Annotated in this window: 27 protein-coding genes and 1 tRNA gene; 14 read left to right on the top strand and 14 right to left on the bottom strand. The window is 69.9% G+C overall.

The features are described 5' to 3' along the window. The first annotated feature begins 88 nt into the window (after window positions 1–88). From G6039_RS09825 to G6039_RS09815, 3 genes are all read left to right on the top strand, one after another. Window positions 89–1,873: a cholesterol oxidase substrate-binding domain-containing protein gene (locus G6039_RS09825; protein WP_029547202.1), complete on the top strand. Its 1,785-nt coding sequence runs from the start codon at window positions 89–91 to the stop codon at window positions 1,871–1,873. 139 nt (window positions 1,874–2,012) lie between these two features. Next, window positions 2,013–3,464 (top strand): family 43 glycosylhydrolase, encoded by a 1,452-nt coding sequence (locus G6039_RS09820; protein ID WP_006945624.1) that lies wholly within the window; start codon window positions 2,013–2,015, stop codon window positions 3,462–3,464. 64 nt (window positions 3,465–3,528) lie between these two features. Then, window positions 3,529–4,293, top strand: coding sequence for a maleylpyruvate isomerase family mycothiol-dependent enzyme (locus G6039_RS09815; RefSeq protein ID WP_029547203.1), 765 nt, complete (start codon window positions 3,529–3,531; stop codon window positions 4,291–4,293). Between the two features lie 12 nt (window positions 4,294–4,305). Here G6039_RS09815 and G6039_RS09810 read toward each other — a convergent pair whose 3' ends face one another. The 3 genes from G6039_RS09810 to G6039_RS31035 form a co-directional block, all read right to left on the bottom strand. Then, window positions 4,306–5,325, bottom strand: coding sequence for an ABC transporter substrate-binding protein (locus tag G6039_RS09810; protein WP_029547204.1), 1,020 nt, complete (start codon window positions 5,323–5,325; stop codon window positions 4,306–4,308). 52 nt (window positions 5,326–5,377) lie between these two features. Continuing rightward, window positions 5,378–6,619, bottom strand: a complete 1,242-nt coding sequence (locus G6039_RS09805; RefSeq protein ID WP_029547205.1) for a fatty acid desaturase family protein — start codon at window positions 6,617–6,619, stop codon at window positions 5,378–5,380. 66 nt (window positions 6,620–6,685) lie between these two features. Continuing rightward, a complete protein-coding gene (locus G6039_RS31035) occupies window positions 6,686–6,814 on the bottom strand; it encodes a hypothetical protein (protein ID WP_255326696.1) in 129 nt (42 codons plus the stop codon). A 115-nt stretch (window positions 6,815–6,929) separates the two neighbouring features. Here G6039_RS31035 and G6039_RS09800 point away from each other — a divergent pair, with 115 nt between their 5' ends. Next, window positions 6,930–7,652, top strand: coding sequence for a TetR/AcrR family transcriptional regulator C-terminal domain-containing protein (locus tag G6039_RS09800; protein ID WP_029547206.1), 723 nt, complete (start codon window positions 6,930–6,932; stop codon window positions 7,650–7,652). 20 nt (window positions 7,653–7,672) lie between these two features. On the opposite strand, the gene G6039_RS30520 is transcribed toward G6039_RS09800, so the two are convergent. The 3 genes from G6039_RS30520 to G6039_RS09785 form a co-directional block, all read right to left on the bottom strand. Further along, window positions 7,673–7,918 carry a DUF5994 family protein gene (locus G6039_RS30520; protein WP_235193992.1) on the bottom strand — a complete coding sequence of 82 codons (246 nt, stop codon included), beginning with the start codon at window positions 7,916–7,918 and terminating at the stop codon, window positions 7,673–7,675. A gap of 422 nt (window positions 7,919–8,340) precedes the next feature. Further along, window positions 8,341–8,414 (bottom strand) — tRNA-Pro (locus G6039_RS09790). Window positions 8,415–8,468: 54 nt separating this feature from the next. Further along, window positions 8,469–9,422 (bottom strand): metallophosphoesterase, encoded by a 954-nt coding sequence (locus G6039_RS09785; protein WP_029547208.1) that lies wholly within the window; start codon window positions 9,420–9,422, stop codon window positions 8,469–8,471. 65 nt (window positions 9,423–9,487) lie between these two features. Here G6039_RS09785 and G6039_RS09780 point away from each other — a divergent pair, with 65 nt between their 5' ends. Next, window positions 9,488–9,964 carry a GatB/YqeY domain-containing protein gene (locus G6039_RS09780; protein ID WP_043796643.1) on the top strand — a complete coding sequence of 159 codons (477 nt, stop codon included), beginning with the start codon at window positions 9,488–9,490 and terminating at the stop codon, window positions 9,962–9,964. 43 nt (window positions 9,965–10,007) lie between these two features. On the opposite strand, the gene G6039_RS09775 is transcribed toward G6039_RS09780, so the two are convergent. Continuing rightward, window positions 10,008–12,359: a penicillin-binding protein gene (locus G6039_RS09775; protein WP_029547209.1), complete on the bottom strand. Its 2,352-nt coding sequence runs from the start codon at window positions 12,357–12,359 to the stop codon at window positions 10,008–10,010. A 301-nt stretch (window positions 12,360–12,660) separates the two neighbouring features. Here G6039_RS09775 and G6039_RS09770 point away from each other — a divergent pair, with 301 nt between their 5' ends. Then, window positions 12,661–12,984 carry a WhiB family transcriptional regulator gene (locus G6039_RS09770; RefSeq protein ID WP_026137870.1) on the top strand — a complete coding sequence of 108 codons (324 nt, stop codon included), beginning with the start codon at window positions 12,661–12,663 and terminating at the stop codon, window positions 12,982–12,984. A gap of 25 nt (window positions 12,985–13,009) precedes the next feature. Here G6039_RS09770 and bagB read toward each other — a convergent pair whose 3' ends face one another. Together bagB and bagA are read right to left on the bottom strand one after the other, a co-directional pair. Further along, window positions 13,010–14,149, bottom strand: coding sequence for an ATPase BagB (bagB, locus tag G6039_RS09765; RefSeq protein ID WP_043796640.1), 1,140 nt, complete (start codon window positions 14,147–14,149; stop codon window positions 13,010–13,012). After that, complete coding sequence (bagA, locus tag G6039_RS09760) at window positions 14,146–15,159, bottom strand: ATPase BagA (RefSeq protein WP_006945568.1); 1,014 nt, start codon at window positions 15,157–15,159, stop codon at window positions 14,146–14,148. The genes bagB and bagA overlap by 4 nt, the downstream gene beginning before the upstream one ends. Window positions 15,160–15,201: 42 nt before the next feature. Here bagA and G6039_RS09755 point away from each other — a divergent pair, with 42 nt between their 5' ends. The 3 genes from G6039_RS09755 to G6039_RS09745 all read left to right on the top strand — a co-directional run bounded on the left by G6039_RS09755 (window position 15,202) and on the right by G6039_RS09745 (window position 16,707). Then, window positions 15,202–15,366 (top strand): Sp36 family protein, encoded by a 165-nt coding sequence (locus G6039_RS09755; protein ID WP_006945567.1) that lies wholly within the window; start codon window positions 15,202–15,204, stop codon window positions 15,364–15,366. Window positions 15,367–15,371: 5 nt separating this feature from the next. After that, window positions 15,372–15,851, top strand: a complete 480-nt coding sequence (locus G6039_RS09750; protein ID WP_006945565.1) for a RidA family protein — start codon at window positions 15,372–15,374, stop codon at window positions 15,849–15,851. 67 nt (window positions 15,852–15,918) lie between these two features. Beyond that, a complete protein-coding gene (locus tag G6039_RS09745) occupies window positions 15,919–16,707 on the top strand; it encodes an MBL fold metallo-hydrolase (RefSeq protein WP_043796638.1) in 789 nt (262 codons plus the stop codon). 62 nt (window positions 16,708–16,769) lie between these two features. On the opposite strand, the gene G6039_RS09740 is transcribed toward G6039_RS09745, so the two are convergent. Both G6039_RS09740 and G6039_RS09735 read right to left on the bottom strand, forming a co-directional pair. Beyond that, entirely contained in the window at window positions 16,770–17,444 is a 675-nt protein-coding gene (locus G6039_RS09740; protein ID WP_003935274.1) for a Crp/Fnr family transcriptional regulator, read from the bottom strand. Window positions 17,445–17,642: 198 nt separating this feature from the next. After that, window positions 17,643–17,912 (bottom strand): hypothetical protein, encoded by a 270-nt coding sequence (locus G6039_RS09735; protein WP_029547213.1) that lies wholly within the window; start codon window positions 17,910–17,912, stop codon window positions 17,643–17,645. Window positions 17,913–17,984: 72 nt separating this feature from the next. Here G6039_RS09735 and nth point away from each other — a divergent pair, with 72 nt between their 5' ends. Genes nth through G6039_RS09715 form a run of 4 tightly spaced genes read left to right on the top strand, consistent with a single transcriptional unit; the run spans window position 17,985 to window position 21,322 of the window. Beyond that, a complete protein-coding gene (nth, locus tag G6039_RS09730) occupies window positions 17,985–18,779 on the top strand; it encodes an endonuclease III (RefSeq protein ID WP_037201375.1) in 795 nt (264 codons plus the stop codon). A gap of 37 nt (window positions 18,780–18,816) precedes the next feature. After that, entirely contained in the window at window positions 18,817–19,440 is a 624-nt protein-coding gene (locus G6039_RS09725; RefSeq protein ID WP_006945557.1) for a TlpA family protein disulfide reductase, read from the top strand. Continuing rightward, window positions 19,437–20,135 (top strand): NUDIX hydrolase, encoded by a 699-nt coding sequence (locus G6039_RS09720; RefSeq protein WP_006945556.1) that lies wholly within the window; start codon window positions 19,437–19,439, stop codon window positions 20,133–20,135. The genes G6039_RS09725 and G6039_RS09720 overlap by 4 nt, the downstream gene beginning before the upstream one ends. Beyond that, window positions 20,132–21,322 carry a MarP family serine protease gene (locus G6039_RS09715; RefSeq protein WP_006945555.1) on the top strand — a complete coding sequence of 397 codons (1,191 nt, stop codon included), beginning with the start codon at window positions 20,132–20,134 and terminating at the stop codon, window positions 21,320–21,322. The genes G6039_RS09720 and G6039_RS09715 overlap by 4 nt, the downstream gene beginning before the upstream one ends. A 12-nt stretch (window positions 21,323–21,334) precedes the next feature. Here the strand turns inward: G6039_RS09715 and G6039_RS09710 are convergent, their stop codons facing one another. Genes G6039_RS09710 through nhaA form a run of 3 tightly spaced genes read right to left on the bottom strand, consistent with a single transcriptional unit; the run spans window position 21,335 to window position 24,002 of the window. After that, window positions 21,335–22,279 (bottom strand): alpha/beta fold hydrolase, encoded by a 945-nt coding sequence (locus G6039_RS09710; RefSeq protein ID WP_006945554.1) that lies wholly within the window; start codon window positions 22,277–22,279, stop codon window positions 21,335–21,337. Between the two features lie 8 nt (window positions 22,280–22,287). Then, window positions 22,288–22,788: a phage holin family protein gene (locus G6039_RS09705; RefSeq protein ID WP_006945547.1), complete on the bottom strand. Its 501-nt coding sequence runs from the start codon at window positions 22,786–22,788 to the stop codon at window positions 22,288–22,290. Beyond that, on the bottom strand, window positions 22,785–24,002 hold the full coding sequence (nhaA, locus tag G6039_RS09700) for a Na+/H+ antiporter NhaA (RefSeq protein WP_029547217.1): 1,218 nt from the start codon (window positions 24,000–24,002) through the stop codon (window positions 22,785–22,787). Before nhaA ends, G6039_RS09705 begins: the two co-directional genes overlap by 4 nt. Window positions 24,003–24,198: 196 nt before the next feature. On the opposite strand from nhaA, the gene G6039_RS09695 reads away from it, so the two are divergent. Beyond that, entirely contained in the window at window positions 24,199–25,572 is a 1,374-nt protein-coding gene (locus G6039_RS09695) for an MFS transporter (RefSeq protein ID WP_006945544.1), read from the top strand. Window positions 25,573–25,606: the final 34 nt, after the last annotated feature.

Genomic DNA, 25,606 nt, shown 5'->3' with positions numbered 1-25,606 from the left:
CGGCGCATTACGGAACCACTGGCATCGAAAGAGAACTTGTTCTATTTTTGCTCTGTTTCTGCCTCTTCCCAGATCGGAGCCCAGCCCGGTGGACCCCCGCGACGCCCGGACGGACGGCGACCCCGCCTCGACCACGACCCTCAGCCGACGAGCCCTCCTCGGCGCCGCCGGTGCCGCCGGTGCCGTCGCACTGACCGGCCTCGCCTGGACCCCCGCCGGTGCGGTCCCGGCCGGCGATCCGCGCGCCACCATTCCGGCACCGCCGGAGTTCCCCGCAGACATCCCGCTGGCCCAGCAGCGCTTCGAGAACTGGGCCCGGACGATCCGCTTCGACGCGGTGTGGACCGCCACCGCACGCGATGCGCACGACGTCGTGCGCATCGCCGACTGGGCCCGCGCCCACGGTTACCGCGTCCGGCCGCGCGGCACCATGCACAGCTGGAGCCCGCTGACCGTCGTGCCCGGCGAGAGCGTCGAGAAGATCGTGCTGATCGACACGATGGTGCACCTGAACGCCGTCACCGTCGATCCCGCGGGAACACCCGCCACCGTCACCGCCGGCGCGGGTGCGAGCATCGAGTCGATCCTCGCCGCGCTCGAACAGCACGGCCTCGGCTGGGCCAATGCCCCCGCGATCGGCGACATCACCATCGCGGGCGCGCTGTCGATCGGCGCGCACGGCGCCACCTATCCGGCCGCGGGGGAGCGTGCGCTCCCCGGCCAGTCGTTCGGCTCGCTGTCGAACCTCGTCGTCGCCCTCACCGCCGTCGTGTGGAACGCCGCCGCCGGCGCCTACGAACTGCGTGAGTTCCGTCGGTCCGAACCCGAGATCACGCCCCTGCTCGCCCACCTGGGCCGCAGCTTCGTCACCTCGGTGACCCTGCAGGCCGGGGCCAACTACCGGCTGCGCTGCCAGAGTTTCACCGACGTGCCGTGGCAGGAACTGTTCGCCCCGCCCGGTTCCCCGGGCCGTACCTTCGAGCGGTTCGTCGAGGAGTCCGGCCGCGTCGAGGCGATCTGGTTCCCCTTCACCGAGACGCCGTGGCTGAAGATCTGGTCGGTGTGCCCCGAGAAGCCACCGACCGCGCGCGAGGTGCACGGCCCGTACAACTACTTCTTCTCCGACAGCATCCCCGAGGAGGTCACCACCCCTCTCGGCCGGGTGGCGAGCGGGATGCAGGCTGCCACCCCGGCCTTCGGTGCCGGCCAGTTCGGGGCCGTCGCCGCCGGTCTCGCCGCCACCGGCACCGCCGACCTGTGGGGCTGGTCGAAGGACCTGCTGTTCTACCTGCGGGCCACTACGCTGCGCGTCATCGCCGGCGGTGGGGTGGTCGTCACGCGGCGCGCGAACATCGCCCGCGTCGTCCACGAGTTCACCACCTGGCTGCACGAGCGAATGGCCCACTACGCCTCGCTCGGGCAGTATCCGGTCAACATGCCGTTCGAGGTGCGACTGTGCACCGTCGACGACCAGTCGGAGGTGCTCGTCGATTCGGCCGGAGCGCCGAATCTGTCGGCCGTGCGTCCCCGTCCCGACCGGCCCGACTGGGACACTGCCATCTGGATGAACGTCGTCTCCATTCCCGGCACCGCGGGGCAGTCCGCGTTCTTCCGGGAGATGGAGCAGTGGATGGCCGACCACTACTCCGGTGACTACGCCGCCTTCCGGTCCGAGTGGTCGAAGGGCTGGGCGTTCGACGAGCAGGGGGGGCACCGGGATTCGCGGTTCCTCGGCGAGACGATCCCGGCGATGTACCGCACCGGACTGTCCGCCGACGAGGGCTGGGACGCGGCGCGCGCGGCGTTCGATCGGCACGATCCGCACCGGGTGTTCAGCAACGGTTTCCTGGACCGGCTGCTGCCGCCGGTGTAGGGGCCACGGGAGGGGGTTCCGGTACGGTCCGAGGGCACGGTTCGGTTTCGATCCGGCCGCTTGCGCCTTTCACAACTCCCACACCAGTCACATCCGTATACATTTGCCCCGTTCCATGTGAGTCGACGGTGGGAGCGACGTGCGGAAGTTCGAGACGGGGAAGAAGGCGGGCGGTCACCACGCGGCTCGACGCCACGTCCGCCGTGGATCCGTCGCGGCCGCGATGTCGCTGCTCGCCTTCCTGATCGCGCCGGCGCCACCCGCCGCGGCGAACCCGATCGTCGAGCCCGTCGCGGCCGACCCCAGCATCGTGCGGGCGCCCGACGGGGCGTACTACATGTACACCACGGGCGACGACTGGGGCGACGGCCGGGGACTGCGGGGGATGTCCGTCTTCAAGTCCTTCGACCTCACGGACTGGATGTACGTCGACGACGTGTTCTCCGAGATTCCCGGATGGCATCCGGCGAACAACTACGTCTGGGCTCCCCACGTGATCGAGTCGGACACCGGGTACAGCCTCTACTACGCGCTGCCGGACGGGGCGAATCCGTGCATCGGCCTCGCCACCGCACCCGGACCGGCCGGCCCGTGGACCGACCTGGGCCGCCCCGTGTTCTGTGCCGAGGACGTCGGCGTCCAGGGCACGATCGATCCGTTCGTGTGGGACGACGGCACGACGAAGACGATGTTCGTCGGGAACTTCAAGGGCGTCTACGCCATCCCGCTCGCCGCGGACGGAACCGCGCCCGCAGGCGAACCGGTCCGGGTCGCGGACGAACGCTTCGAGGGGCCGCACGTCGAATACCGCGACGGCTACTACTACCTGTTCCTCTCCTCCGGCCACTGCTGCAACGGCGCAGACACCGCCTACCGGGTGCTCGTCGGCCGGTCCGAGTCGTTGACCGGCCCGTACGTCGACCGCAAGGGTGACGACCTCGACGGCGGTGGCGGCGCGCTCATCCTGGCCGGCAGTGATCCGTGGGCGGGACCCGGGCACAACACGGTGGTGACCGACGACGCCGGCGACGACTGGATCGTCTACCACGCGATTCCCCGCGACGATCTCCAGCTTCCCAGCGGTGCCCAGCGACGGGAGGGCATGATCGACCGGATCGTGTGGGCCAACGGCTGGCCGGAGATCGGCGACGGGTCCCCGTCGTCGACCCGCCCCGACGTTCCCCGGACGGATCTTCCCGTGCGCGTCTCGCTCACGGCCGACACGGCCACGACGCTGCCCGCCTCGGGCGGGGTGATCGAAGCCACCATGCTCGTCGAAGCACCCGGCGACGCGCCCTACACGGGTCAGGTGTGGGGCAGCGCGGTCCGTCCGAACGGCGAGGAAGGCGAACCGGTCCTGGGCCCGATCGACGTCGATCTGGCGCCGGGGGAGACCCGCGAGGAGCGAATCGCCTTCACGGTGAGCGACAGTGCGGCGAACGGCACCTACGGCCTGTACGCCTTCGCCGGCACCCACGGTGTGGAGACGGTCGAGTTCGGTGCCGTCACCGCCCGCAAATCCGACGGGCTCTCGGACGTCGGCGAGTCCCTCGACGTGGTGACACTGCGAGTGCGCGAGACGGCCCGCTGACCGCGTGGTCCCACCCGGCGCGCCGGGGCTTCGGCGAGACGGGGGAGCCACCCATAATCGAGGGATGGATCGAGCCTCCTATCCGGCGCTGTTGCGCGCAGACACCGAGCGGCTGCTCGCCGCCGGCGAAGGCCGGCTCGACCGGCCGGTCCCGACCTGCCCGCGCTGGTCCGTCGAACGGCTTCTCGGGCACGTCGGCCGAGTGCACCGGAACGCGGCGGGCTGGTTGCGCACCGGCGGTCGCACCGAGATCCCCCCGGCTCCGGCCGGGGCCGCCGTCGTCGCATGGGTGCGGGACGGACTCGAGGAGCTGACGGAGGCCGTGCAATCGGCCGATCCGCACGTCGACGAGCAGACCTTCGCCGGACCGCAACCGGCTTCGTTCTGGGTCCGTCGCATGGCGGTCGAGACTGCGCTGCACCGGATCGACGCCGAACTCGCCGCGGGCGAGGGCACCACGCCCGTCGACACCGCGCTGGCCGTCGAGGGCATCGACGAACTCTTCGGGGTGCTGCTCCCGTTCCGTGCCCTCGGCGGCGCGGGGGCCCTCGGTGGGGCGGGGAGTGCCGGGTCGCCGGCCGGGTCGGGGAAGACGATGCACCTGCATGCGACCGACCCCGCCCTCGCCGCCGGCGAGGGCGAATGGTTGATCACCTTCGATGCCGACGAACCTTCCGTCGTCCACACCCACGCCGAGGGGGACGTCGCGGTCCGCGGGCCGGCGTCGGATCTGCTGCTCCTCCTGTGGAACCGGGCGTCCCTCGATCGATTCGACGTGTTCGGTGACGCCGCGCTGCTGACCTGTTGGCGCGACGAGGTGACGATCTGACGCCGATCTCGGTTACTGCCGTGCGAGCAATCGCTCGAGGTCGTCGAGAACGAGCATCGCGCCGGTCGGGCCGAGTGCGAGGAACCACGTCTCGTCGCTCACCGCGACGGCGCGCCCCTGCTGCACGGCTGTGAGGCTCGACCACAGCGGGCCGCCGACGACCGCCGCCTCGTCGGTTTCCCTGCCGTAGCTCGAGTAGAAGATCCGGTCGCCGTCCGCCTCCGTGATCGTTTCCGGGCTGACCTCGGCCGCAAGTTCCTCGATGTCCTGGACCGGCGGACGTCGCAGCCCGACGTCCTGCAGGATGACGCCGATGAACGAGAGGTTCCCGTACAGGCGGATCTTGCCGGACATGAACCGCACGAGCGAGATGCTCGGATCGCCCTGGATCGAGTCCCGCACCTCGTCGGCGCGGGTCTGGTAGGCGTTGAGGACGGACTCGGCCTTCTCCTCCTCGCCCAGCGCGTCCGCGACGAGCAGGAAATTCTCCTTCCACGGGAAACCGGGCCGGATCGAGAACACGGTTGGGGCGATGGCGGACAGCTGCGGGTACATCTTGTCCGCGCGGAGCTTGCTGCCGACAATCAGATCCGGCCGCAGCGCGCCGATGGCCTCGAGATCGAGGTTGTTGATCGTGCCCACGTCGGCCACACCGGCGAGCCGGTCCGCGAGGTACGACGGCTGCTCCGCCGCGCCCTCGGGACTCGCGAGGCCCACGGGTGTGAGGCCGAGGGAGAGGACGTCGTCGAGTTCGCCGCCGTCGAGCACGACGACGCGCTGCGGCTTGGCCGCGATCTCCGTCTCGCCGAGAGCGTGGGTGACCACGCGGGGGAACCGGCCGGGTTCCGCCTCGCTACCGAGCTTCGCCGTCTCCTCGTCGGCGGTGGCGAACAGCCGGCCGCCGGTGGCCACGTCGGTGTTGCCGGAGCCGGTGTCGCGGGTCGACTCGGCCGCGCCGCCGCACGCCGCGACGGTGAAGGTGACGAGCAGGGCCGCGGCGGTGAGGCGGCCGAGGTGTCTGAGCTTGTGCATGAGGGCAGGCTATCCTTGCCTCATATCCTCCGTGGCCCCACCCCCGGGAGGATCAACCCGTTGTCGGGGTCCCTCGCCGGCGGTTGCGCCGGTCGATGTGCAGGGTCCGCAGAAATGCCCGACGGCCGGGTCGCGGGGCTGCCGGCGGAACGGCCGGCGCGGTAGTCGGGGAGCGGAACTTCAGTTCGGAGGCGGTTTCCGGGGCGTCATCGGAGGTCGCGCGCAGGAATCGATCAGGCAGAGCGAGCTTGTGGATCGTGCGCAGCGTCAGAAGGTACTGCCGGACGAGCGAGCCGGTGGTGTACGGCAGATCGTACTTCTCGCACAGCGCCCGGACCTTCGTGGAGATCTCTGCGTAGCGGTTGCTGGGCAGGTCCGGGAACAGGTGATGCTCGATCTGGTAGCAGAGGTTACCGCTCATGAAGGCCATCACCGGACCGGCGTGGAAATTGGCGCTTCCGAGCATCTGCCGGAGATACCATTCCGCCCTTGTCTCGCGCTCGAGCTCGACGAGGGTGAACTTCTCGGCGCCGTCCGGAAAGTGCCCGCAGAAGATCACCACGTACGACCACAGGTTCCGGAGCAGATTCGCGGCCAGACCGGCCGTCAGGGTGCGCCGCCAGCGACGACCGCTGAGGGCGGGGAAGACCAGGTAGTCCTTGAGCGATTGGCGGACAACCTTTCCCAGCAGTGCCCGGTTGTGGTCGGTCTTCTCGGCCGCGCTGCCGGCGTGCTCGTTCACGGAGTGCAGACCGTGCAGTGCGATTCCCCACTCGAATGTGGTTGCCAACAGCAGGTTTCGCAGCGGTTGCGCCAGATTGCCCGGATGCCAAGGCTGGTCGCGGGTGATCCGGATGACGCCGAAGCCGAGGTCGTCGTCCATGTCTACGACGTTGTTGAAGACGTGGTGGCGGTAGTTGTGGGAGTACCGCCACTGTGAGGAGAGCCCGGCCATGTCCCATTCCCATGTGGTGGAGTGGATCTCCGGGTCGTTCATCCAGTCCCACTGCCCGTGCGAGACGTTGTGGCCGATCTCCATGTTCTCCACGATCTTGGCCCCGGCGAGGGCCGTCACCCCCAGCACCCACACGGCCGGCGCCTTGCTGGCGCATATCATCAGCCGCGCGGCGACATCCAGTGCACGCTGGAAGGCGATCGCGCGCCGGATGTAGGCGGCGTCCGCCGCGCCGAGCGACTCGGTGACATCCCGGCGGATCCCGTTCAGCTCGTTGCTCAGAGCCTCGACGTCTTCCGCGGTGAGGTGCGCGTATTCCTTGATGTCGGAGATCGCCATCGTGTTCTTCCCGTATCGAGTCCGCAACGCGCGATGCCGGATTCGGCCCCGCACGGCAGGACTGAATCAGTAGTAGTCGCGGCGGACTGCCACGGCGTACCCCGTGGAGCCGTGTGCCCGCTCGCTGTCGCTCGGCCCTCCGGGCCCGACGATCGCAGCAGCGAGCAGGGGGTTCGGTCGCAGAACGTTGATCATGGCGGCCTCCGGGGCCTGGGGTGTAGACCCAGTCAACACCCGCAGCGCCCGAGGTGTCAACACTGTAGACATACGACATAGGGCTACAGTGGAGGCGAACGGAGAGGAGTCCGTGATGCCGAAGGTTCCCGCGGGCCGCTCGATCGGATCCGACGACGGCAGGTCCGGCGGGAACACTCGAGCCCGGGAATTGATCCTTGCGTCTGCGCTCGCGATCATCGATCGCGACGGCGTCGAGGGGCTTTCGATGCGCCGCCTCGGCAAGGCTCTCGGCCGGGATCCGATGACCCTCTACCGTCACGCGCCGAACAAGGCCGCCCTCCTCGACGGAGTCGCCGAAATCGTCCTCGGGCAACTGGCCGTCGACCCCTGCGACGGTGACTGGGAAGATCAACTGCGCACGGTTGCAAGGGATTTCCGTCAACTTGCCCTCGATCACCCGCGCGTGGTTCCGTTGCTGGTCACCCGCCCCCTGGCCACACCCCTCGCGCTGCGGCCGCTCGGCACGCTGCGTCCGCTCGAAGGCATCCTGACCTTGCTCACCCGGGCCGGCTTCTCCGCGGCCGATGCGTTGCACGTCTACCGGGCCTTGTTCGGATTCCTCCACGGTCACGTCCTCGACGAGCTGCAGGAACTCGTCGAGCGGCCCGAGGAGTCCGACGACCTGCTCCGCCTGGGACTGCATCGCCTGCCGATCGTCGAATTCCCTCTCCTGCGCAGTCTCGCGCCGATACTGGCCTCCTACGACGGCGCCGCCGAATTCGAACGCGGCCTCGACCTCCTCTTTTCCGGCCTCAGGGCAATACTGGACTCCGGGGACGGTCGGCCTTCCGGATGAGCCGCCGGCGCCGGCCGGACCTACGAATCCGCCAACGTGCGCATGATGCCGTAGGCGTGATCCGGTTCGGTGTCGGGGTGCAGGAGTACCAGCACGAGTTGGGTGCCGTTGCATCCGAGGAAGTACATCGTGTGCGGTGGTTGTCCGGGTGCCGGCTCGCGCAGTGCGATACCGCCGGAGTCGAGGTCGAACTCGTCGATTCGCTTTCGCGATATCTGCAGGGCGTTCCAGTCGAAGCAGACCCGGGCCACGGGGCCGAGTCGCAGGGTGAGCGCGGAGATCAGGTCGTCCAGCTCATCGGTGAGGTTCGCGGTCCACGGGGAACCACGAGCCGTCGATCGAGGACGGTGGTGCCGAGTTCGGCCGGAGCAGGAAGCGGGGAGTCTGGGTCGGTGTGGGAAATCGAGCAGGGGGGCGTCGCGACGGTAGGGGGCGCTCGGGAGGGCCGGAGCGATTCCCGTTGCTGTGGGTGATGGCGTGGTTGTGCGTCATGAGACGCTCCTTGCGCGGCCTCGAGGAGGCCGACTTGTCACCGGGAGGCGTCGAGCCGGGCGCTCGAGGCGGGAAACGTGCCGGTCTGCTCACCGTACGTCACGATCGCGTCGGGCGCGTCGTGCCGAGACCCGGAGAACGGGATCGGGGCCCCTTCTCCGGATGGAGAAGGGGCCCCGATCAGGTCCTTCACGAGTCGGGGTGGCGGGATTCGAACCCACGACCTCTTCGTCCCGAACGAAGCGCGCTACCAAGCTGCGCCACACCCCGTTTCGAACCTCGGTTAGCTTACAGCACGATCGGGGTGACGGTTAAATCGCCTGGTCAGTGCGGTGAAAACGTGCTCCGGGTGCCCGCGTCCGCGGTGCTGCGAGCCTGCTCGCGGGGGGCCGGGATCAGCGTCAGCAGCGTCGCCTCGGGCCGGCACCAGAACCGGGCGGGGGCCGTCGGCGACGTGCCGATGCCCGCCGACACGTGCAACCGCATGTGCGAGCCCCAGCGCGACACGCCCTTGACCCGCGACCGGTCCAGCCCGCAATTGGTCACCAGCGCGCCGACCAGCGGCAGGCACAGTTGGCCCCCGTGGGTGTGGCCCGCCAGCACGAGGTCGTAGCCGTCGTCCGCGAACCGGTCCAGCACGCGCGGCTCGGGTGAGTGGGTCAGCCCCAGCCGCAGATCCGCCACCGGGTTCGCCGGACCCGCGACGGTGTCGTACCGGTCCCGGTCGATGTGCGGGTCGTCGACACCGGCCGCGCTGATGCGCACCCCGGCGATCTCGAGTTCGCGGTGCACGTGCGTGACGTCGAGCCAGCCGCGCTCGCTGAACGCGGCGCGCAGATCGCTCCAGGGCAGCGGCACGCCGTGTACGCGCTCGTGGTCGCGGTCGAAGTACTTCAGCGGGTTCTTCACCCGGGGCCCGAAGTAGTCGTTGCTGCCGAAGACGAACAGCCCCGGCCGGGCGAGCAGACCGCCGAGCGCCTGCACGACGGCGGGCACAGCCTTCGGATGCGCAAGGTTGTCGCCGGTGTTGACCACGAGGTCGGGTTCGAGGCGATCGAGTTCGCGGAGCCAGTTCTGCTTGAGCCGCTGCCCGGGCGTCATGTGGATGTCGGTCAGGTGCAGCACGCGCAGCGTCGAGGCGTCCGGCGCAAGGACCGGGAGGGTCACCTCCCGCAGGGCGAAGGCGTTGCGCTCGATGAGCGTCGCGTAGCCGAGGCCCAGGGCGGCGGCACCGGCCGCGCCGATCGCGGCACGTCGAAGAGTGGGAACGTCTGGCACGTCTCCAGCGTACCGCCGGGGCTCGTCCGCGCACGGGTTCGCGGGGCGCCGCGTAGCGTCGAGGCATGTCCGACACCACGTCCTCGCTCAAGTCCACGCTCCGCGCCGACCTCACGGCCGCGATGAAGGACAAGGATCCGCTGCGGATCACCACGCTGCGCATGCTGCTTGCCGCGATCCAGACCGAGGAGGTCGCCGGCAAGCAGGCGCGCGAGCTCACCGACGAGGACGTCGTGAAGGTGCTCGCGCGCGAGGCGAAGAAGCGCGGCGAGGCTGCCGAGGTGTATACCGAGAACGGTCGCGGCGAACTGGCGGCCAAGGAGCACGCCGAGGCCCGCATCATCGACGAGTACCTGCCGACGCCGCTCACCGACGCCGAACTGGCCGACGTCGCGGATACCGCCATCGCGCAGGTCGCCGAGGAGATCGGGGAGCGGCCCGGGCCGCGGCAGATGGGTCAGGTCATGAAGGCCGCGACCGCGATCGCCGCCGGGAAGGCCGACGGCAAGCGCCTGTCCGCCGCCGTCAAGTCGCGCCTGTAGCCGAAGACCCCGTCCGGTCGTCGCGCGACCGGACGGGTGACGGTCATCGTCCCGGGATGGGTGCCGGCGCGGCCGGCACCGTCGTGTCCGGCACCTGGCTCTCGGTCGGTCGGCCGGGGGTCGCGCTCGGGCTCGGTGGCGCGGCGCGCACCGAGCCGTCGCTGACGAAGATCGTCACCGTGGACCCCGGGACGGCCGACCCCGACGGGGAGACCGAGGCGACGGTGCCGCTGCGGCCCTCCGCCTTGACCGTTGTCTCCGTCACCTGGAAGCCGGCGTCGATCAGCCGTTGGCTCGCCTGCTGACGGTTCAGACCCACGACGTTGGGCACCTGGGCATTGCCGGCGCCGCGCACGTACTTCTGGTCCGCGGGCGGCAACTCGGTGGGCCCGAACTTGTTCGCGACGGGCAGCAGTGCCGTGAACCAGGTGCGGGCCGGCTCGGTGCCGCCGAACAGATTGCCGTCGGAGCACGGGCGCACGGGTCCGCTGCAGATCTGCCCCGGTGTGGGGGAGTCGCCGTAGGTGTAGACCGCCCCGGCCAGGTTGTTCGTGAACCCGACGAACGCCGACGACATGTGCGACTCGGTCGTTCCGGTCTTCGCCGCCACCGGCAGGTTCCAGCCCACCGATCCGGCCGCACCGGACGCCGTACCACCGCCCGCGGTGTCCTTGCTCAGGGCGGTGGCGAGGGTGTCGGCCAGCCCCGGTTCGACGACCTGCTCGCACGCCTGCTGGGTGATCGGCACGGGCTTGCCGTCGCGGTCGAACACGGCGTCGATCGGCGTCGGCGGGCACCACTTGCCGTGCGAGGCCAGCGTGGCGGCGACGTTCGACAGCTCCAGCGGGTTCACCCAGGTGGGGCCGAGCGTGAACGAGCCGAGGTGCTGGGCCTTCTGCATGTCGACCATGCTCTGCTCGCCGAAGCCGGACGTGTTGGGCTGCGCGTACGAGCGCAGGCCCAGCCGCACCGACATGTCGACGACCGCGTCCACACCGGTGGCCTCGATCAGCTTGACGAAGGCGGTGTTGGGGGACTGTGCGAGCGCGTCCGGCACCGACAGCTTCGCCGGGTACGGTGCGGCGTTCTCGACGCAGTAGGTGGCCGGCGGGCATCCGGGGGCACCGCCGTCGCCGAGGCCGCGGGCGTTGTAGCGGGACGGCACGTCCAGCACGGCGCTGGTGCCGAGGCCCTTCTCCATCGCCGCCGCGACGGTGAAGATCTTGAACACCGAGCCGGCGCCGTGACCGGTCAGCGAGTACGGCTGCGGCTGCACCGTCTGCGAGGCCCCGCCGTCGAGGCCGTACACGCGGCTCGACCCCATCGCCAGGACGCGGTGCGAATCCTCCCCGGGCCGGATCACGTTCATCACCGTCGCGACGTCATCGACGGTCGGGCTGGTGAACCTGTCCAGCGACGATTTGACCGAGCCCTGGATCTCGGGGTCGAGCGTGGTGCGGATCAGGTACCCGCCCTTGTCGATCTGCTCGCGCGACAACCCGGCCTCGGCCAGGTACTGCAGGGCGTACTCACAGAAGAACCCGCGGTCGCCCGCCGCGATGCAGCCGCGCGGCAGGGTCTTCGGCTCGGGCAGGACGCCGAGCGGCTGCTCCTTCGCGGCCCGGATCTCGGCGGCGCGCTCGGGGATGTTCTGGATCATCGTGTCGAGCACGACGTTGCGTCGCGCCAGCACGCCGTCCGGATTGGTGTACGGGTTCAGCGCGGAGCTGGACTGCACCATGCCGGCGAGCATCGCGGACTGGGTGACGTTCAGATCCTTCGCGTCGATGCCGAAGTACGTCTGGGCGGCGTCCTGCACGCCGAAGGACCCGTTCCCGAACGGCACGAGGTTCAGGTAGCGGGTGAGGATCTCGTCCTTGGTCAGCTCGTCGTCGAGCGTCAGCGCCATCCGGATCTCCCGGATCTTGCGCGCGGGCGTCGTCTCGATCGCCGCGCGCCGCTCGGCGTCGGTCTTGGCGACCACGTGGAGCAGGTAGTTCTTCACGTACTGCTGGTCGATCGTGGACGCGCCCTGCTCGACCTGACCGCTGGTGGTGTTGGTGAGGAAGGCGCGGATCGTGCCCTGCCAGTCCACGCCCTGGTGTTCGGCGAAGCGCTTGTCCTCGATGGAGACGATGGCGAGTTTCATCTCGTTGGAGATCTGGTCGCTCGGCACCTCGAACCGGCGCTGGTCGTAGAGCCAGGCGATGGGGGTACCCGCCGCATCGGTCATCGTGGTGACCGCCGGCACCACACCCTCGACGAGTTCGGCGGAACTGTTGTCCACCGTGTCCGCGGCGCGGTTCGACACGTAGCCGAAGCCTCCGGCCGCCGGGAACATCACACCGGCCAGCAGGACTCCGCCCAGTGCCGTGCATCCTGCGAGCTTCGCCACCGTTTTTCCGATCGACACGTCTACACAGTACGTGCCACCCCGGGGCGCAGACCCCGGCGCACGCGTTCCCGTGTGTGCGTTGCGCTGGCAAAAGCCCTCCGACGTGCAGTGATGCACGGGCGTACCAGAAAAGTGTTTCTCCGCCTTGCATCCGGGGAAGTCTTTACCTAGATTGAGTCCTCAGTGTGATGCAGATAACACCTGAATAGGAATGTGGTGCAGATCCGTCGTGCTACGCCGCCGATTCTGCGCGCCTTCCAGGACCCCGTGACACGGCGTTCGGAGAGTAAGGGGCAACTGAATGCACATGACCACCCCGATGGCCCGGCTCGACGTAGACCAAGCAGAAGCACGCATCGCATGGGTATCGAAAGCCCGATGCCGTGAAGTGGACCCCGATCAGTTGTTCGTCCGCGGCGCCGCCCAGCGCAAGGCCGCAGTCATCTGCCGGCACTGCCCGGTGATGCTGCAGTGCGGCGCCGACGCCCTCGACAACCGCGTCGAATTCGGCGTGTGGGGCGGGATGACCGAACGTCAGCGCCGGGCGCTGCTCAAGCAGCACCCCGAAGTCGACTCCTGGGCCGACTTCTTCGAAGCGCAGCGTCAGCACCAGAACGCCGTCTGACCGCGCACCCCCGAGACCCGCGAGGTTACGCCTCGCGGGTCATCTGATCGGCGACGGCGCGCAGCCCGTCGAGGTCCGAGACCTCGAACGGCAGCGACGGCACGCCGACGACCGGAACCCGCGGGTGCGCACTCGTGAACCGGGCCAGCAGCCGCAGCTCCCGCTTCGCCGTCACCGCCCGGTGGGCATGGACCCGGAGCACGGCCTCGGCCGGCGCGGTCTCCTTCCGTCCCTGCTCCTCGAGCAGATCCGCCGCGGTCAGGGCGTGGTCGGCCGGCAGCGGGCACAGCGTGGGATGCGTGCGGTTGAGGATCAGACCAGCGAGCGGCATGCGGTCCTCGGAGAGCCGCTCGACGAAGAACGACGCCTCGCGCAGCGCATCCGGTTCGGCCGCGGCCACCACCATGAAGTGGGTGCCCGGCTGCTGCAGCAACTGGTACGTGCGGTTGGCCCGCTCCCGGAACCCGCCGAACATCGAATCGAGTGACTGCACGAAAGCCGAGGCATCCGAGAGCATCTGGCTGCCGACGATCGTGGAGACCGCCTTCAGGGCCAGGCCCATCGCGCCCGTGACCAGCCGCCCGAGCCCGCGGCCCGGCGCGGTGAACAACCGGATCATCCGGCCGTCCAGGAACGCCCCGAGCCGCTGCGGTGCATCGAGGAAGTCCAGCGCGTTCCGCGACGGCGGGGTGTCGACCACGATCAGATCCCACGTGTCGCTCGCCGCGAGCTGCCCGAGCTTCTCCATCGCCATGTACTCCTGCGTGCCGGAGAACGACGAGGCCACCGTCTGGTAGAAGGGGTTGTCGAGGATCTGCTGCGCCTTCTCCGGTGCCGAGTGCTCGAGCACCATGTCGTCGAAGGTGCGGCGCATGTTCAGCATCATCGCGTGCAGCTCGCCCTTCGCGTCCGGCCCCAGCTGCACGAGTTGCGGGCTGTTGTCGAGGGCCTGCACGCCCAGCGCCTGTGCCAGCCGCCGAGCCGGATCGATCGTCAGCACCACGACGTTGCGGCCCTGCTCGGCCGCACGCAGGGCCAGCGCCGCCGCGGTCGTCGTTTTGCCGACCCCGCCCGCGCCGGTGCACACGATGATGCGCGACGAGGGGTCGGTGAGGATGGATCGGACGTCGAGCGGGGGCGCGTGGTGCGCCCGCGGCGCGGTCACCGCACGCCCTGTTCGCCGAGCTGCTCGGCGAGTTCGTACAGCCCGCCGAGATCCACGCCGTCCGCCAGCGCGGGCAGATGCATTCGTGCCACGTTCACCTCGTCGAGTTGGGCGGCGCTGACCTGCTGCGCCTGCAGGGTGGATGCGTACTCGATCGTCTCGGTCAGCAGACCCGCGAAGTCCTCGTCGCCGAGGGCGACCCCGGCGCGGTCGAGCCCCTCGCGTACCGCCTCCGCGTCGATCCGGCCGGCGGCGGCCTCGTCGACCATCTCCTCGGGCAGGAAGTCGGGGGCGGTGCGGTTGACGATCACCGTGCCCAGCCGCAGGTCCGCCGCGAGCAGCTCGGCCACCGCGTCGGCGGTCTCCTGGACCGGCAGCGCCTCGAGCAGCGTGACCAGGTGGACCATCGTCTCGTCGGAGTGCAGCAGCCGCACCACACCCTCGCTCTGCGACCGGATCGGACCCGACTTGGCAAGGTCGGCCATCGCCTTGGTCACGTCGAGGAAGCTGCCGATGCGTCCCGTCGGCGGGGAGTCCACCACGACCACGTCGTACACGGGTTCGCCGGTGCGGTCGGTACGCACCACGGTCTCCTTGATCTTGCCGGTGAGGATCACGTCCCGCAGGCCCGGCGCCAGCGTGGTCGCGAACTCGATCGCACCGATCCGGCGCATCGCCCGTCCCGCGAACCCGAGGTTGTAGAACATGTCCAGGTACTCGAGGAAGGCCGTCTCGATGTCGATGGCGAGGGCATATACGGCGCCGCCGCTATCCGTCGTGGCGATCTTGGTCTCGACCGGCGGAAGCGGCGGCACGTCGAACAGCTGCGCGATGCCCTGCCGTCCCTCGACCTCTACGAGCAGCACCTTGCGGCCGCCCGCCGCCAGGGCCAGGGCCAGCGCCCCCGCGACGGTCGACTTACCGGTACCGCCCTTGCCCGAGACGAAGTGCAGCCGCGCCTGCGCGGCCGTCGCCGGCCAGACGTCGTGTTCAGCAGTCGTTGATGCCACGACGTCGAGCCTATAAGTCCGGTGCGCATATAGGGTCGAGACATGAGCGAATTGACAACGTGGGAGTACGCGACGGTGCCCCTGCTGACCCATGCCACGAAGCAGATCCTGGACACGTGGGGAGCCGACGGCTGGGAACTCGTGTCGGTGCTCCCGGGACCCACCGGCGAGCAGCACGTCGCCTACCTCAAGCGCCCGAAGGGCTGAGCCGCGTGGCAGCAGAGGATTCCGCGGGGCGGACCTGGACGGCGCGGCTCGCCGAACTGGGTCTGAGCCTGCCGCCGGTGGCGGCACCCGTCGCCGCCTACGTTCCCGCCGTCCGCACCGGTGACCACGTCTACACCTCGGGGCAGCTGCCGTTCGTCGACGGCACGCTCGGTCTCGTCGGCAAGGTGGGCGCCGACGTCTCGGCCGAGGCCGCCAAGTCCGCGGCGCGTATCGCCGCGCTCAACGCGCTGGCCGCGCTGGACGGCCTCGTCGGCATCGACAACCTCGTCCGCATCGTGAAGGTCGTGGGCTTCGTCGCCTCGGCGGAGGGCTTCACCGGCCAGCCGGGTGTGATCAACGGCGCGTCCGAACTCCTCGGTGAGGTGTTCGGGGAGGCGGGCGTGCACGCCCGCTCCGCCGTCGGCGTGGCCGAACTGCCGCTCGGCGCTCCCGTCGAGGTCGAGATCATCGCCGAGGTGCGCTGACGGGCGCGGGGTGAGCCGGATCTAGAGTGGGACGCACCCCACACCTTCCGACGGAGGAGGCCGGATCATGACGCTGGTTCACCCCGCGTACGCGCAGTTGCGACAGGTCACCACCAATGCCGCGGTGGTGCTGGCGGAGAACCCGTCGATGATGACGCTCGACGGCACCAACACCTGGATCCTGCGGGCGCCCGGCAGCGACGAGTGCGTCGTGGTCGATCCGGGCCCGCTCGACGAGGCGCACCTCGCGCGCGTCGCCCGGGTGCCCGTGGCGCTGACCCTGGTCAGCCACCGGCACGGCGACCACACCGACGGCGCCGGACGGTTCGCCGAACTCACCGGCAGCGCGGTGCGGGCCGTGGACGCCCGGCACCGGCACGGCGGGGGAGCGGGCCTGGCCGACGGCGAGGTGATCGAGGCGGCCGGACTGCGTATCCGGGTACTCGCCACGCCGGGTCACACGGCGGACTCGCTGTCCTTCGTCGTCGAGGACGACCGCAGCGTGCTCACCGCCGACACCATCCTCGGTCGGGGCACCACCGTCCTCGACGACTCCGACGGCGACCTCGGGGACTACCTCGGGTCGCTGCGCCGGCTGATCGACCTCGGCGCCGGCTACACCGTTCTGCCCGGGCACGGACCGGACCTGCCCGACCTGGAGACCATCGCCCGCGGCTACCTCGACCATCGGGAGGAGCGGCTCGACCAGGTGCGGGCCGCGCTGCGGGTGCTGGGGGACGACGCCACGCCGCGGTCCGTCGTCGAGCACGTGTATGCCGACGTGGACCCGTCGCTGTGGCCGGTCGCGGAGAAGTCGGTCAACGTCCAGCTCGAGTACCTGCGCAGCTTCGCCTGACCTCCCGAACGATCGAGGCCGGTGCATCGACGATGCACCGGCCTCGATTCGTGGAACGGGTGTTACCGCGCGCGGCGGGCGAGGCGCTCCGAGTCGGAGATGAGCACGCTCTTGCCCTCGAGCCGCAGCCAGCCGCGGTGGGCGAAGTCGGCGAGCGCCTTGTTCACGGTTTCGCGGGAGGCGCCGACGAGCTGTGCGATCTCCTCCTGGGTCAGGTCGTGCGTGACGCGCAGCGCGCCCGCCTCCTGGGTGCCGAACCGCTGCGCGAGCTGCAGCAGAGCCTTCGCGACGCGACCGGGCACGTCGGTGAAGATCAGGTCGGCCAGGTTGTTGTTGGTGCGGCGCAGACGGCGCGCGAGCACGCGCAACAGCTGCTCCGCGATCTCCGGGCGCTGGTCGATCCAGGCCTTGAGGGCGTCGCGGTCCATGCTCACGGCCCGGACCTCGGTCACGGTCGTGGCGGTGGAGGTACGCGGGCCCGGGTCGAAGATCGACAGCTCACCGAACATGTCGGACGGGCCCATGATGGTCAGCAGGTTCTCGCGGCCGTCCGGCGAGCGGCGGCCGAGCTTCACCTTGCCGGAGACGATGATGTACAGGCGGTCGCCCGGCTCACCCTCGTTGAAGATGACATGTCCGCGGGGGAAATCGACCGGCTGAAGCTCTTTGACCAGCGCCGCAACCGCCGAGGGTTCGACTCCTTGGAAGATGCCTGCTCTGGCCAGGACGTCGTCCACGTGCGCTCCTTTGGGGAAAATTCTCGTCGTCATGCTGCCGGGTCTGCACGACGTCCACGGGCGCCCGGACAGGCCACCTGCAACGCGTACGGAAACGAAGTCTACTGTGCGCGCACTCGGCATGAGTGATTGACACCACGACAGCTGCCGTGCCGTTCCTGCAGCAACGCCCACGCATCCTACCGATGCGTCCCGAAATCAGCTCGCGCGGCGCGCTCCCATGTCGGACTCCGCATCGTCGAGCTCCATGACGAGGACCCGCCGCCGACGGCGGTGGAACCGGGCGAGAGCGTGGGGGAATCCCTCCCTGGCCAGGGTGGCGACGTCGTCGTGGCTCGCCTTGTCGAGGAACTCCTCGACCTCCTGCTGGCGAACGGACAGACGGCTCAGCCGGGACTCGACCCGCTCCATCGCCAATGCGAACAGCATGAGCAGCACGGGGAAGAGTACGACAGCAAGAGCTTGCATACCGGGAAGTAAACACAAGAAAGGTCTCAGAAGCGACACAGCGCCGAATCCGCGACCGGCCGGGTACGTACAGTGGAGCAGGTGCATGCGACCCCGTCCGAGAGTCCCGACGTGCGCCGACGACGCGTGTCCGGAGGCGAGCGGAAACCCGAGAGCAGGCTCGCCCTGGTGCGGCGGGCCCGCCGCATGAACCGGCGGCTCGCCGAGGCGTTCCCCCACGTGTACTGCGAACTCGACTTCACCACGCCGCTCGAGCTGGCGGTCGCCACGATCCTGTCCGCGCAGTGCACCGACGTGCGGGTCAACCAGGTCACCCCGGCCCTGTTCGCCCGCTACCCGGACGCCCGCGCCTACGCGGAGGCCGACCGGGCCGAGCTCGAGGAGTACATCCGGCCCACCGGTTTCTACCGCAACAAGGCCAACTCCCTGATCGGCCTCGGACAGGCCCTGCTCGAGCGGTTCGACGGCGAGGTACCGCGCCGCCTCGAGGATCTCGTCACACTTCCCGGATTCGGCCGCAAGACCGCCAACGTGGTCCTCGGCAACGCGTTCGACATCCCCGGCATCACCGTCGACACCCACTTCCAGCGTCTCGTGCACCGCTGGAAGTGGACCGAGGAAACCGACCCCGTCAAGATCGAACACGCCGTCGGCGCGCTCGTCGACCGCAAGGAATGGACCCTGCTCTCGCACCGGGTGATCTTCCACGGCCGGCGCGTCTGCCACGCCCGCAAACCCGCCTGCGGCATCTGCGTGCTGGCCAAGGACTGCCCGTCCTACGGCATCGGACCCACCGACCCCGTGACCGCCGCCGCGCTGGTGAAGGGACCGGAGACCGAGCACCTGCTCGAACTGGCCGGACGGTGACCCGGTGCAACTGACCCGCGCAGGCCGCTGGAGCCTGGTGGCCCTCGTCGTCGTGGTGGCCCTGATCGTCGCGATCTGGCCCCGCGACGCCGACGACCCGGCGCCGGCCGCCGACGGTGGTCGCCCGACCGCGGCGCCGGTGGACCGCCGCGCCCAGGACACCCCCGAATCCCTCGCGCCGCTGCGTGCCGCGGCGGCGCTCGAGCCCTGCCCGGCCCCGGCCGGGAATGGGGCCGGGCCCCTCGCGGGGTTGCGGTTCGAGTGCCTCGGCGACGGCAGCAGCGTCGATCTGGCCGCCGCGCTCGCGGGCCGGCCCGCGCTGGTGAACCTGTGGGCCTGGTGGTGCGGGCCGTGCGCCGAGGAACTGCCCTACCTGCAGGAGTACGCGCAGCGTGCCGGTGACGCGGTTGCGGTCGTCACCGTCCACACCGACCCCAACGAGGCCAACGCCCTGTCCCGGCTCGCCGAGTACGCCGTACGGCTGCCGGGGGTGCAGGACGGGTCCGCGCGCGTGCAGGCAGCGGTGCAGTCGCCACCCGTGCTGCCGGTGACGGTGCTGATCCGGCCCGACGGTTCCGTCGCGAAGGTGCTGCCTCAGCCGTTCCGCAGCGCCGACGACGTCGCCGCAGCCGTGGAGAACCACCTGGGGGTGAAGGTATGACGCCGTACTGGCTGCGCCGCGTGTCCACCGTGGCGCCGAGCGATCCGCACCAGGTCAACCCGGTGCTCGACCGCCGCGCACCGAACGGGTTCACCGTCCGTCCGGCGGCCGTGCTCGTGCTGTTCGGTGGCTCGTCCGAACCCGATCCCCTCGCGCGGGGCGGTCTGCCCGCCGACGCGGATGTCCTGCTCACCCAGCGGGCGCCGACGATGCGTCAGCACAGCGGGCAGGTCGCCTTCCCGGGTGGCGCCGCCGACCCGGAGGACGACGGCCCGATCGCGACCGCGCTGCGCGAGGCGCAGGAGGAGACGGGCCTCGACCCCGCCGGCGTCCGTCCGCTGACGGTGCTGCCCGAGATCTTCATCCCACCGTCCGGGTTCGACGTCACCCCGGTGGTCGCCTTCTGGGAGAAACCCACCCCCATCGGGGTGGTCGATCCCCGCGAGGCCGTCCGGGTGGTGCGGGTCTCTCTGCACGACCTGCTCGATCCGGACAACCGCTTCCAGATCCGGCACGAGCGCGGCTACCAGGGACCGGCTTTCCTCGTGGACGACATGCTCGTGTGGGGGTTCACGGCGGGGATCCTGGCGGGCCTGTTCGCGGTGTCGGGCTGGGAGATCGAGTGGGACCACACCGACATCCGTGACTTCGAGGTCACGCTCGCCGAGCTCGAGACAGGGGTGGTCGAACCGTGACACCGTCCGGATGGATCGACGTGCTCATCCTGCTGGTCGTGCTCGTGGCCGCGTCGTCGGGCCTGCGGCAGGGCGCGGTGGCGTCTGCGCTGGCGTTCCTCGGCGTGGTGCTCGGCGCGGTCGCCGGCATCCTCATCGCCCCACACGTGCTCGTGCACGTCGAGGAGGGGCGGATGCGGATCCTCGCCGGGATTGCGCTCATCGTCGTGCTCGTCATCATCGGCGAGGTCGCGGGCATGGTGCTCGGCCGGGCGGCGCGGAGCAACATGCACAGCCCCGTCGCGCGGGGCGTCGACAGCGTGGTCGGGGCCGGTCTGCAGGCCGTGGCGGTGCTGGTGGCGGCGTGGCTGCTCGCGATTCCGCTCACCGCGTCGTCGCAACCGGAGATCTCGGCCGCCGTACGCGGCTCCCGGGTGCTGGCCACGGTCGACGTGCTGGCCCCGGACTGGCTGCGCGGCGTCCCCAAGGAGTTCTCGGCGCTGCTCGACACCTCGGGCCTGCCGGAGGTGATCGGGCCGTTCGGCCGCACGCCCATCACCGAGGTGGAGCCGCCGGACCCGAGCGTGCTCGCCAGTCCCGTCGCGCTCGACCTGCACCCGAGTGTGCTGCGCATCAACGGCGTCGCGCCGAGCTGCCAGCGTGCGCTCGAGGGATCCGGGTTCGTCGTCGCGCCCGAACGCGTCATGACCAACGCGCACGTCGTCGCCGGCACGTCGGCGGTGTCGGTGGAGACGCTCGGTGGGGCGCTCGACGCCGAGGTCGTGCTCTTCGATCCCGCCGTCGACGTCGCGATCCTCTCGGTGCCGGGACTCGACGTGGCGCCGCTCGCGTTCGCGCCCGCGCCCGCCGATTCGGGTCAGGACGCCCTCGTCCTCGGATATCCCGGCGGGGGCCCGTACACGGCGAGCGCCGCACGGATCCGGGAGACACTCGACCTGCAGGGGCCGGACATCTACCGCTCCGGCACCGTCGAACGGGAGGTGTACACCGTCCGCGGTTCGATTCGTCAGGGCAACTCCGGCGGGCCGCTCGTCGACGATCAGGGCCGGGTGCTCGGCGTCGTGTTCGGCGCGGCCGTGGACAACAGCGATACCGGGTTCGTGCTGACCGCGGCGGAGGTGAGCAGTCAGCTGGAGCTGGCCGACGATTCCTTCGCGGCGGTGGCGACGGGTACGTGCATCGCCTGAGCCGGGGCGTCCCTACAGTCCGGCGGCGAAGTCGAGCAGCGCGGCGGTCACGTCGTCGGCGCATTCCTGGTGGGCGTAGTGCCCGGCGTCGTCGATCATGAGCAGTTTCCGGCCCGGAGCGTGGCGGACGCACCGGCGCACGGTCGCCGGCAGCACGTACGGGTCCAGCGTGCCGTGCAGTTGCAGGACCGGCAGGGTCAGCGTCTTGTCCATTGCGGCCATGAACCGGCGTCCGTCCGGCCGCCATTGGCTGCGGAACGCCCAGCGCTGGTACTCGAGCGTGCAGTGCGCGGTGCCGGGAATCCGGATGGCCGACCGCATCCGCTCCGCGACCTCCCGGAATTCGTCCGACTGCTGCCACCGCGCGCCGGAACGGGCCTGCAGCAGTCGTTCGATCTCCCACCCGTCGTCGCGCACGAGCTTGCGTTCGGGCCGCCACGGCACCTGGTAGGCGAGGAACGTGGGCAGCAGCGCCGACCGCTGCGCGCGGTCGTGCAGCGCCGCGTCCCGCAGCGAGATCGGGTGCGGCGAGTCCACGAGGGCGATCGCCCGGACGAGCCGCGGGTGCAGCACGGCCGTCGCCCAGCACACCAGGCCTCCGTCGGCGTGTCCGATCAGCGTCGCCTCGGAGCAGCCGAGGGCGCGGATGAGGCCGGCGACGTCGCCCGACAGGGTCCAGCCGTCGTAGCCGCGCGGCGGCTTGTCGGAGTCACCGTAGCCGCGCAGGTCCACGGCGACGGCGCGGTATCCGGCGTCCGCGAAGGCGGTGAGCTGGTGGCGCCACGACCACCACAGGTCGGCGAACCCGTGCAGGAACAGCGCCAGCGGCGCGTCGGGGCCGGACGGGCCGGCCTCGACGGCGTGCAGGCGGATGCCGTTGGCGTGGATGTCGCGGTGCGTCCACGGCCCGGGGTACCGGACCGTGGACGGATCGGGGAGGGACACGGTGCCCTGCATGTGGAGGGTCAGCGCGCGTGCCGGGGGCCCGGTGCCGGCTCCGCGTCGTGCTGCTGCGGCAGGACGGTACGGGCCTGCCTGAGCGAGTCGATGGTCTTCTCCGGGGCGCGCAGCTTGCGCACCCGCAGGTAGCCGATCAGGGCGAAGATCGCCGTGACCACGACCATGATGAGGAAGACGATCAGGAACGCCAGCCAGCGGGGCGTCCAGATGTCGATCAGTTCGGCGAGGAAGAAGAAGAAGAAGAACGAGCTGAACACCAGGACCGCGAAGGCCAGGATGAAGAACAGGCTGCCCTGCAGGCCCTTCTTCACCTCCCCGGTGACCTCGGCCTTGGCGAGTTCGACCTCGGCGCGGAACAGCGTCGAGACCTGTGCCGTGGCATCGCGGACCAGGTCTCCGATGCTCGCTTCCTGAGGAGTGCGGGCGCGCACCTCGGTCAGCGGAATGGACGAGATGCTCGTCGGTACCCCGTCACCCTGCTTCCGGTTCCCGTTCGTCACGCTCAATTGTCGACCCCTCCAGTTGGTTCGTATTGACTACGGTGGGCTCGCCCACGCCGTAACAGTAGCGTCGATCCCAGCACCGAGGCGATCAGTGACGTGACGAGGACGGACGCCTTCGCGATCTCCGCGGGCGCCCCGCCGTCGATACCGGCGAGCGAGAGGTCGGCGATGAGCAGGCTCACGGTGAATCCGATGCCGCCGAGCACGGCGAGTGCCAGCAGGTCCTGCCACGCCAGCCCGGTCGGCCTGGTGGCCACGCCCACGCGGATCGCGAGCCAGGACGCGCCGAAGATGCCGACGGTCTTGCCGATCAGCAGGCCCAGCAGGACGGACAGGCCCACCGGGCTGGTGAACACGTCACCGAGGACCTCACCGTTGATGGGGACGCCGGAGGCGAACAGCGCGAACAGGGGCACACACAGGCCGGCGGACCAGGGCTGGATGTCGTGGGCGAGCCGTTCGGCCGGTGCCTGCCGCTCGCCCGGGTCGGTGCGGACGCGGGTGAGCAGGCCCAGTACGACGCCCGCGATGGTGGCGTGGATGCCGGCCTCGTGCATGCCGTACCAGGTGAGCAGCGCCAGTGGGACATACAGCCACGAGGTCGTGATCCGCTTGTGCTGGGCGTACCAGTAGGCGGCGGCGCACGCGACGGTCCCGAGCAGCCACAGTGCCGCGATGGACGTGGTGAACAGGACGGCGATCAATGCGATGCCGATGAGGTCGTCGACGACGGCGAGGCTGAGCAGGAATACGCGCGCGCCGGTGGGGATGCGGGAACCGGTGAGGGCGAGGACTCCGAGTGCGAAAGCGATGTCGGTGGCGACGGGGATCGCCCAGCCGCGGTCCATGCCCGGGCTGCCCCACCCGACCGCGGCGGCGATGAGCGCCGGGAGCAGCACGCCGCCGCACGCGGCGATGACCGGCAGCAGGGCTCTCTTACGGTCCGCCAGTTCACCGACGACCAGCTCGCGTTTGAGCTCGAGTCCGGCGACGAAGAAGAACACGGCGAGCAGGCCGTCCTGCGCCCAGGTGCCGACGGTGAGGTTCAGGTGCAGTGATTCCGGCCCGAGGGGGAAGTCGCGCAGCGCCTCGTAGGCGGGTCCGAGCGGGGAATTGACCCACAGCACGGCCACGGCGGCGGCGACCAGGAGGATCGCGCCACCGACGGTCTCGGTACGCAGGTACCGGGTGAGTTCCGAGCGCAGTGGCTGGTTCACGAAGGCCTTTCGATTCGCGAATTCGGGGTACGCGGGGAGCGCCGCCGAACGGGCGTCCCGGCGTATCCCGGCACGAATCGTAGCCGTCGCCGACCCGGACGACCGATGTCCGATTTGATTCGCTCGGGAAAGGAAGTGTTCACTTTCCTAGCAACTGGGATCGATTCCCATCATGTGATTCTCTGGAGCTGGTTTCGTGAGCACTTCCCTCGACAACACCGCCGGCCGGGACGGATCGCTGGTCGCGGGAGTACCGCGCAGCCGCATCATCGTCGCGAGCACCGTCGGCACCTCGATCGAGTTCTACGACTTCTACATCTATGCGACCGCCGCCGTGTCGGTGTTCCCGCACCTGTTCTTCCCGAAGGGCAACGGCACCACCGCCCTGCTCGCCTCGCTCGCGACGTTCGGTCTCGCGTTCGTCGCCCGGCCGGTCGGCTCGATCCTGTTCGGCCACTTCGGGGACCGCATCGGCCGCAAGGCCACCCTCGTCGGCTCGCTGCTGACGATGGGCATCGCGACGTTCCTCATCGGAATCCTGCCGACGTACCACCAGGTGGGACTGCTGGCCCCCGCACTGCTCGCACTGATGCGCTTCTGCCAGGGCCTCGGCCTCGGCGGCGAATGGAGCGGCGCGGCGCTGCTGGCCACCGAGACCGCCGAGAAGGGCAAGCGGGCCTGGGCCGCCATGTGGCCCCAGTTGGGCGCGCCGATCGGATTCTTCCTGGCCAACGGCCTGTTCCTGATCATCACGCTGTTCCTGAACCACGACAACGCCGACCCCGACCTGGGCAGCGCGTTCCTGACGTGGGGCTGGCGGATCCCGTTCCTGCTCAGCGCCGTGATGGTGATCATCGGCCTCTACGTGCGGCTCAAGCTGGAGGAGACCCCGGTGTTCGCCCAGGCCGTCGCCGAGGGCAAGAAGGTCAAGACGCCACTGGCCGAGGTGTTCAGGACGAGCTGGCGTCAGCTGATCATCGGCACGTTCGTGATGCTCGCGACGTACACCCTCTTCTACATCATGACGACCTGGGTGCTCAGCCACGGCACCGGCAAGACCCCCGCCCAGGGCGGCACCGGCGCCGGCTTCCAGTACTCGGACTTCCTGGTGCTCCAACTCGTCGCCGTGCTGTTCTTCGCGGCCGCGATCCCGGTGTCCGGTCGTCTCGCCGATCGCCACGGCCGCCGCATCACGCTGCTGGTCATCACCGGAACCATCATGGTGTTCGGCCTGACCTTCGGGATCCTGCTCGCCCCGGAGGGCATGAGCGAACCGCGCATGCTCCTGTTCCTGATCATCGGCATGATCCTCATGGGCTTCACCTTCGGCCCCATGAGCGCGGTGCTGCCCGAACTGTTCCCGACCAACGTGCGCTACACCGGTTCGGGCATCGCCTACAACGTCTCGAGCATTCTCGGCGCGGCCGTCGCCCCGTTCATCGCGACGTGGCTCGCCACCACCTACGGCGTCGGCTGGGTGGGTGTGTACCTGCTGGTGGCCGCCGCGCTGACCTTCGTCGCGCTGCTCGTGATGCACGAGACCAAGGACCGCCACCTCGAGGAGGTGTAGGGCCGCTTCGCGGCCGGTGCGTCCTTCGGGCGGC

This window comes from Rhodococcus aetherivorans (assembly GCF_011058165.1).
Lineage (GTDB): Bacteria > Actinomycetota > Actinomycetes > Mycobacteriales > Mycobacteriaceae > Rhodococcus > Rhodococcus aetherivorans.
Note: the sequence above shows the minus strand (reverse complement) of the source record. Positions and strands in the feature narration are given on the sequence as shown.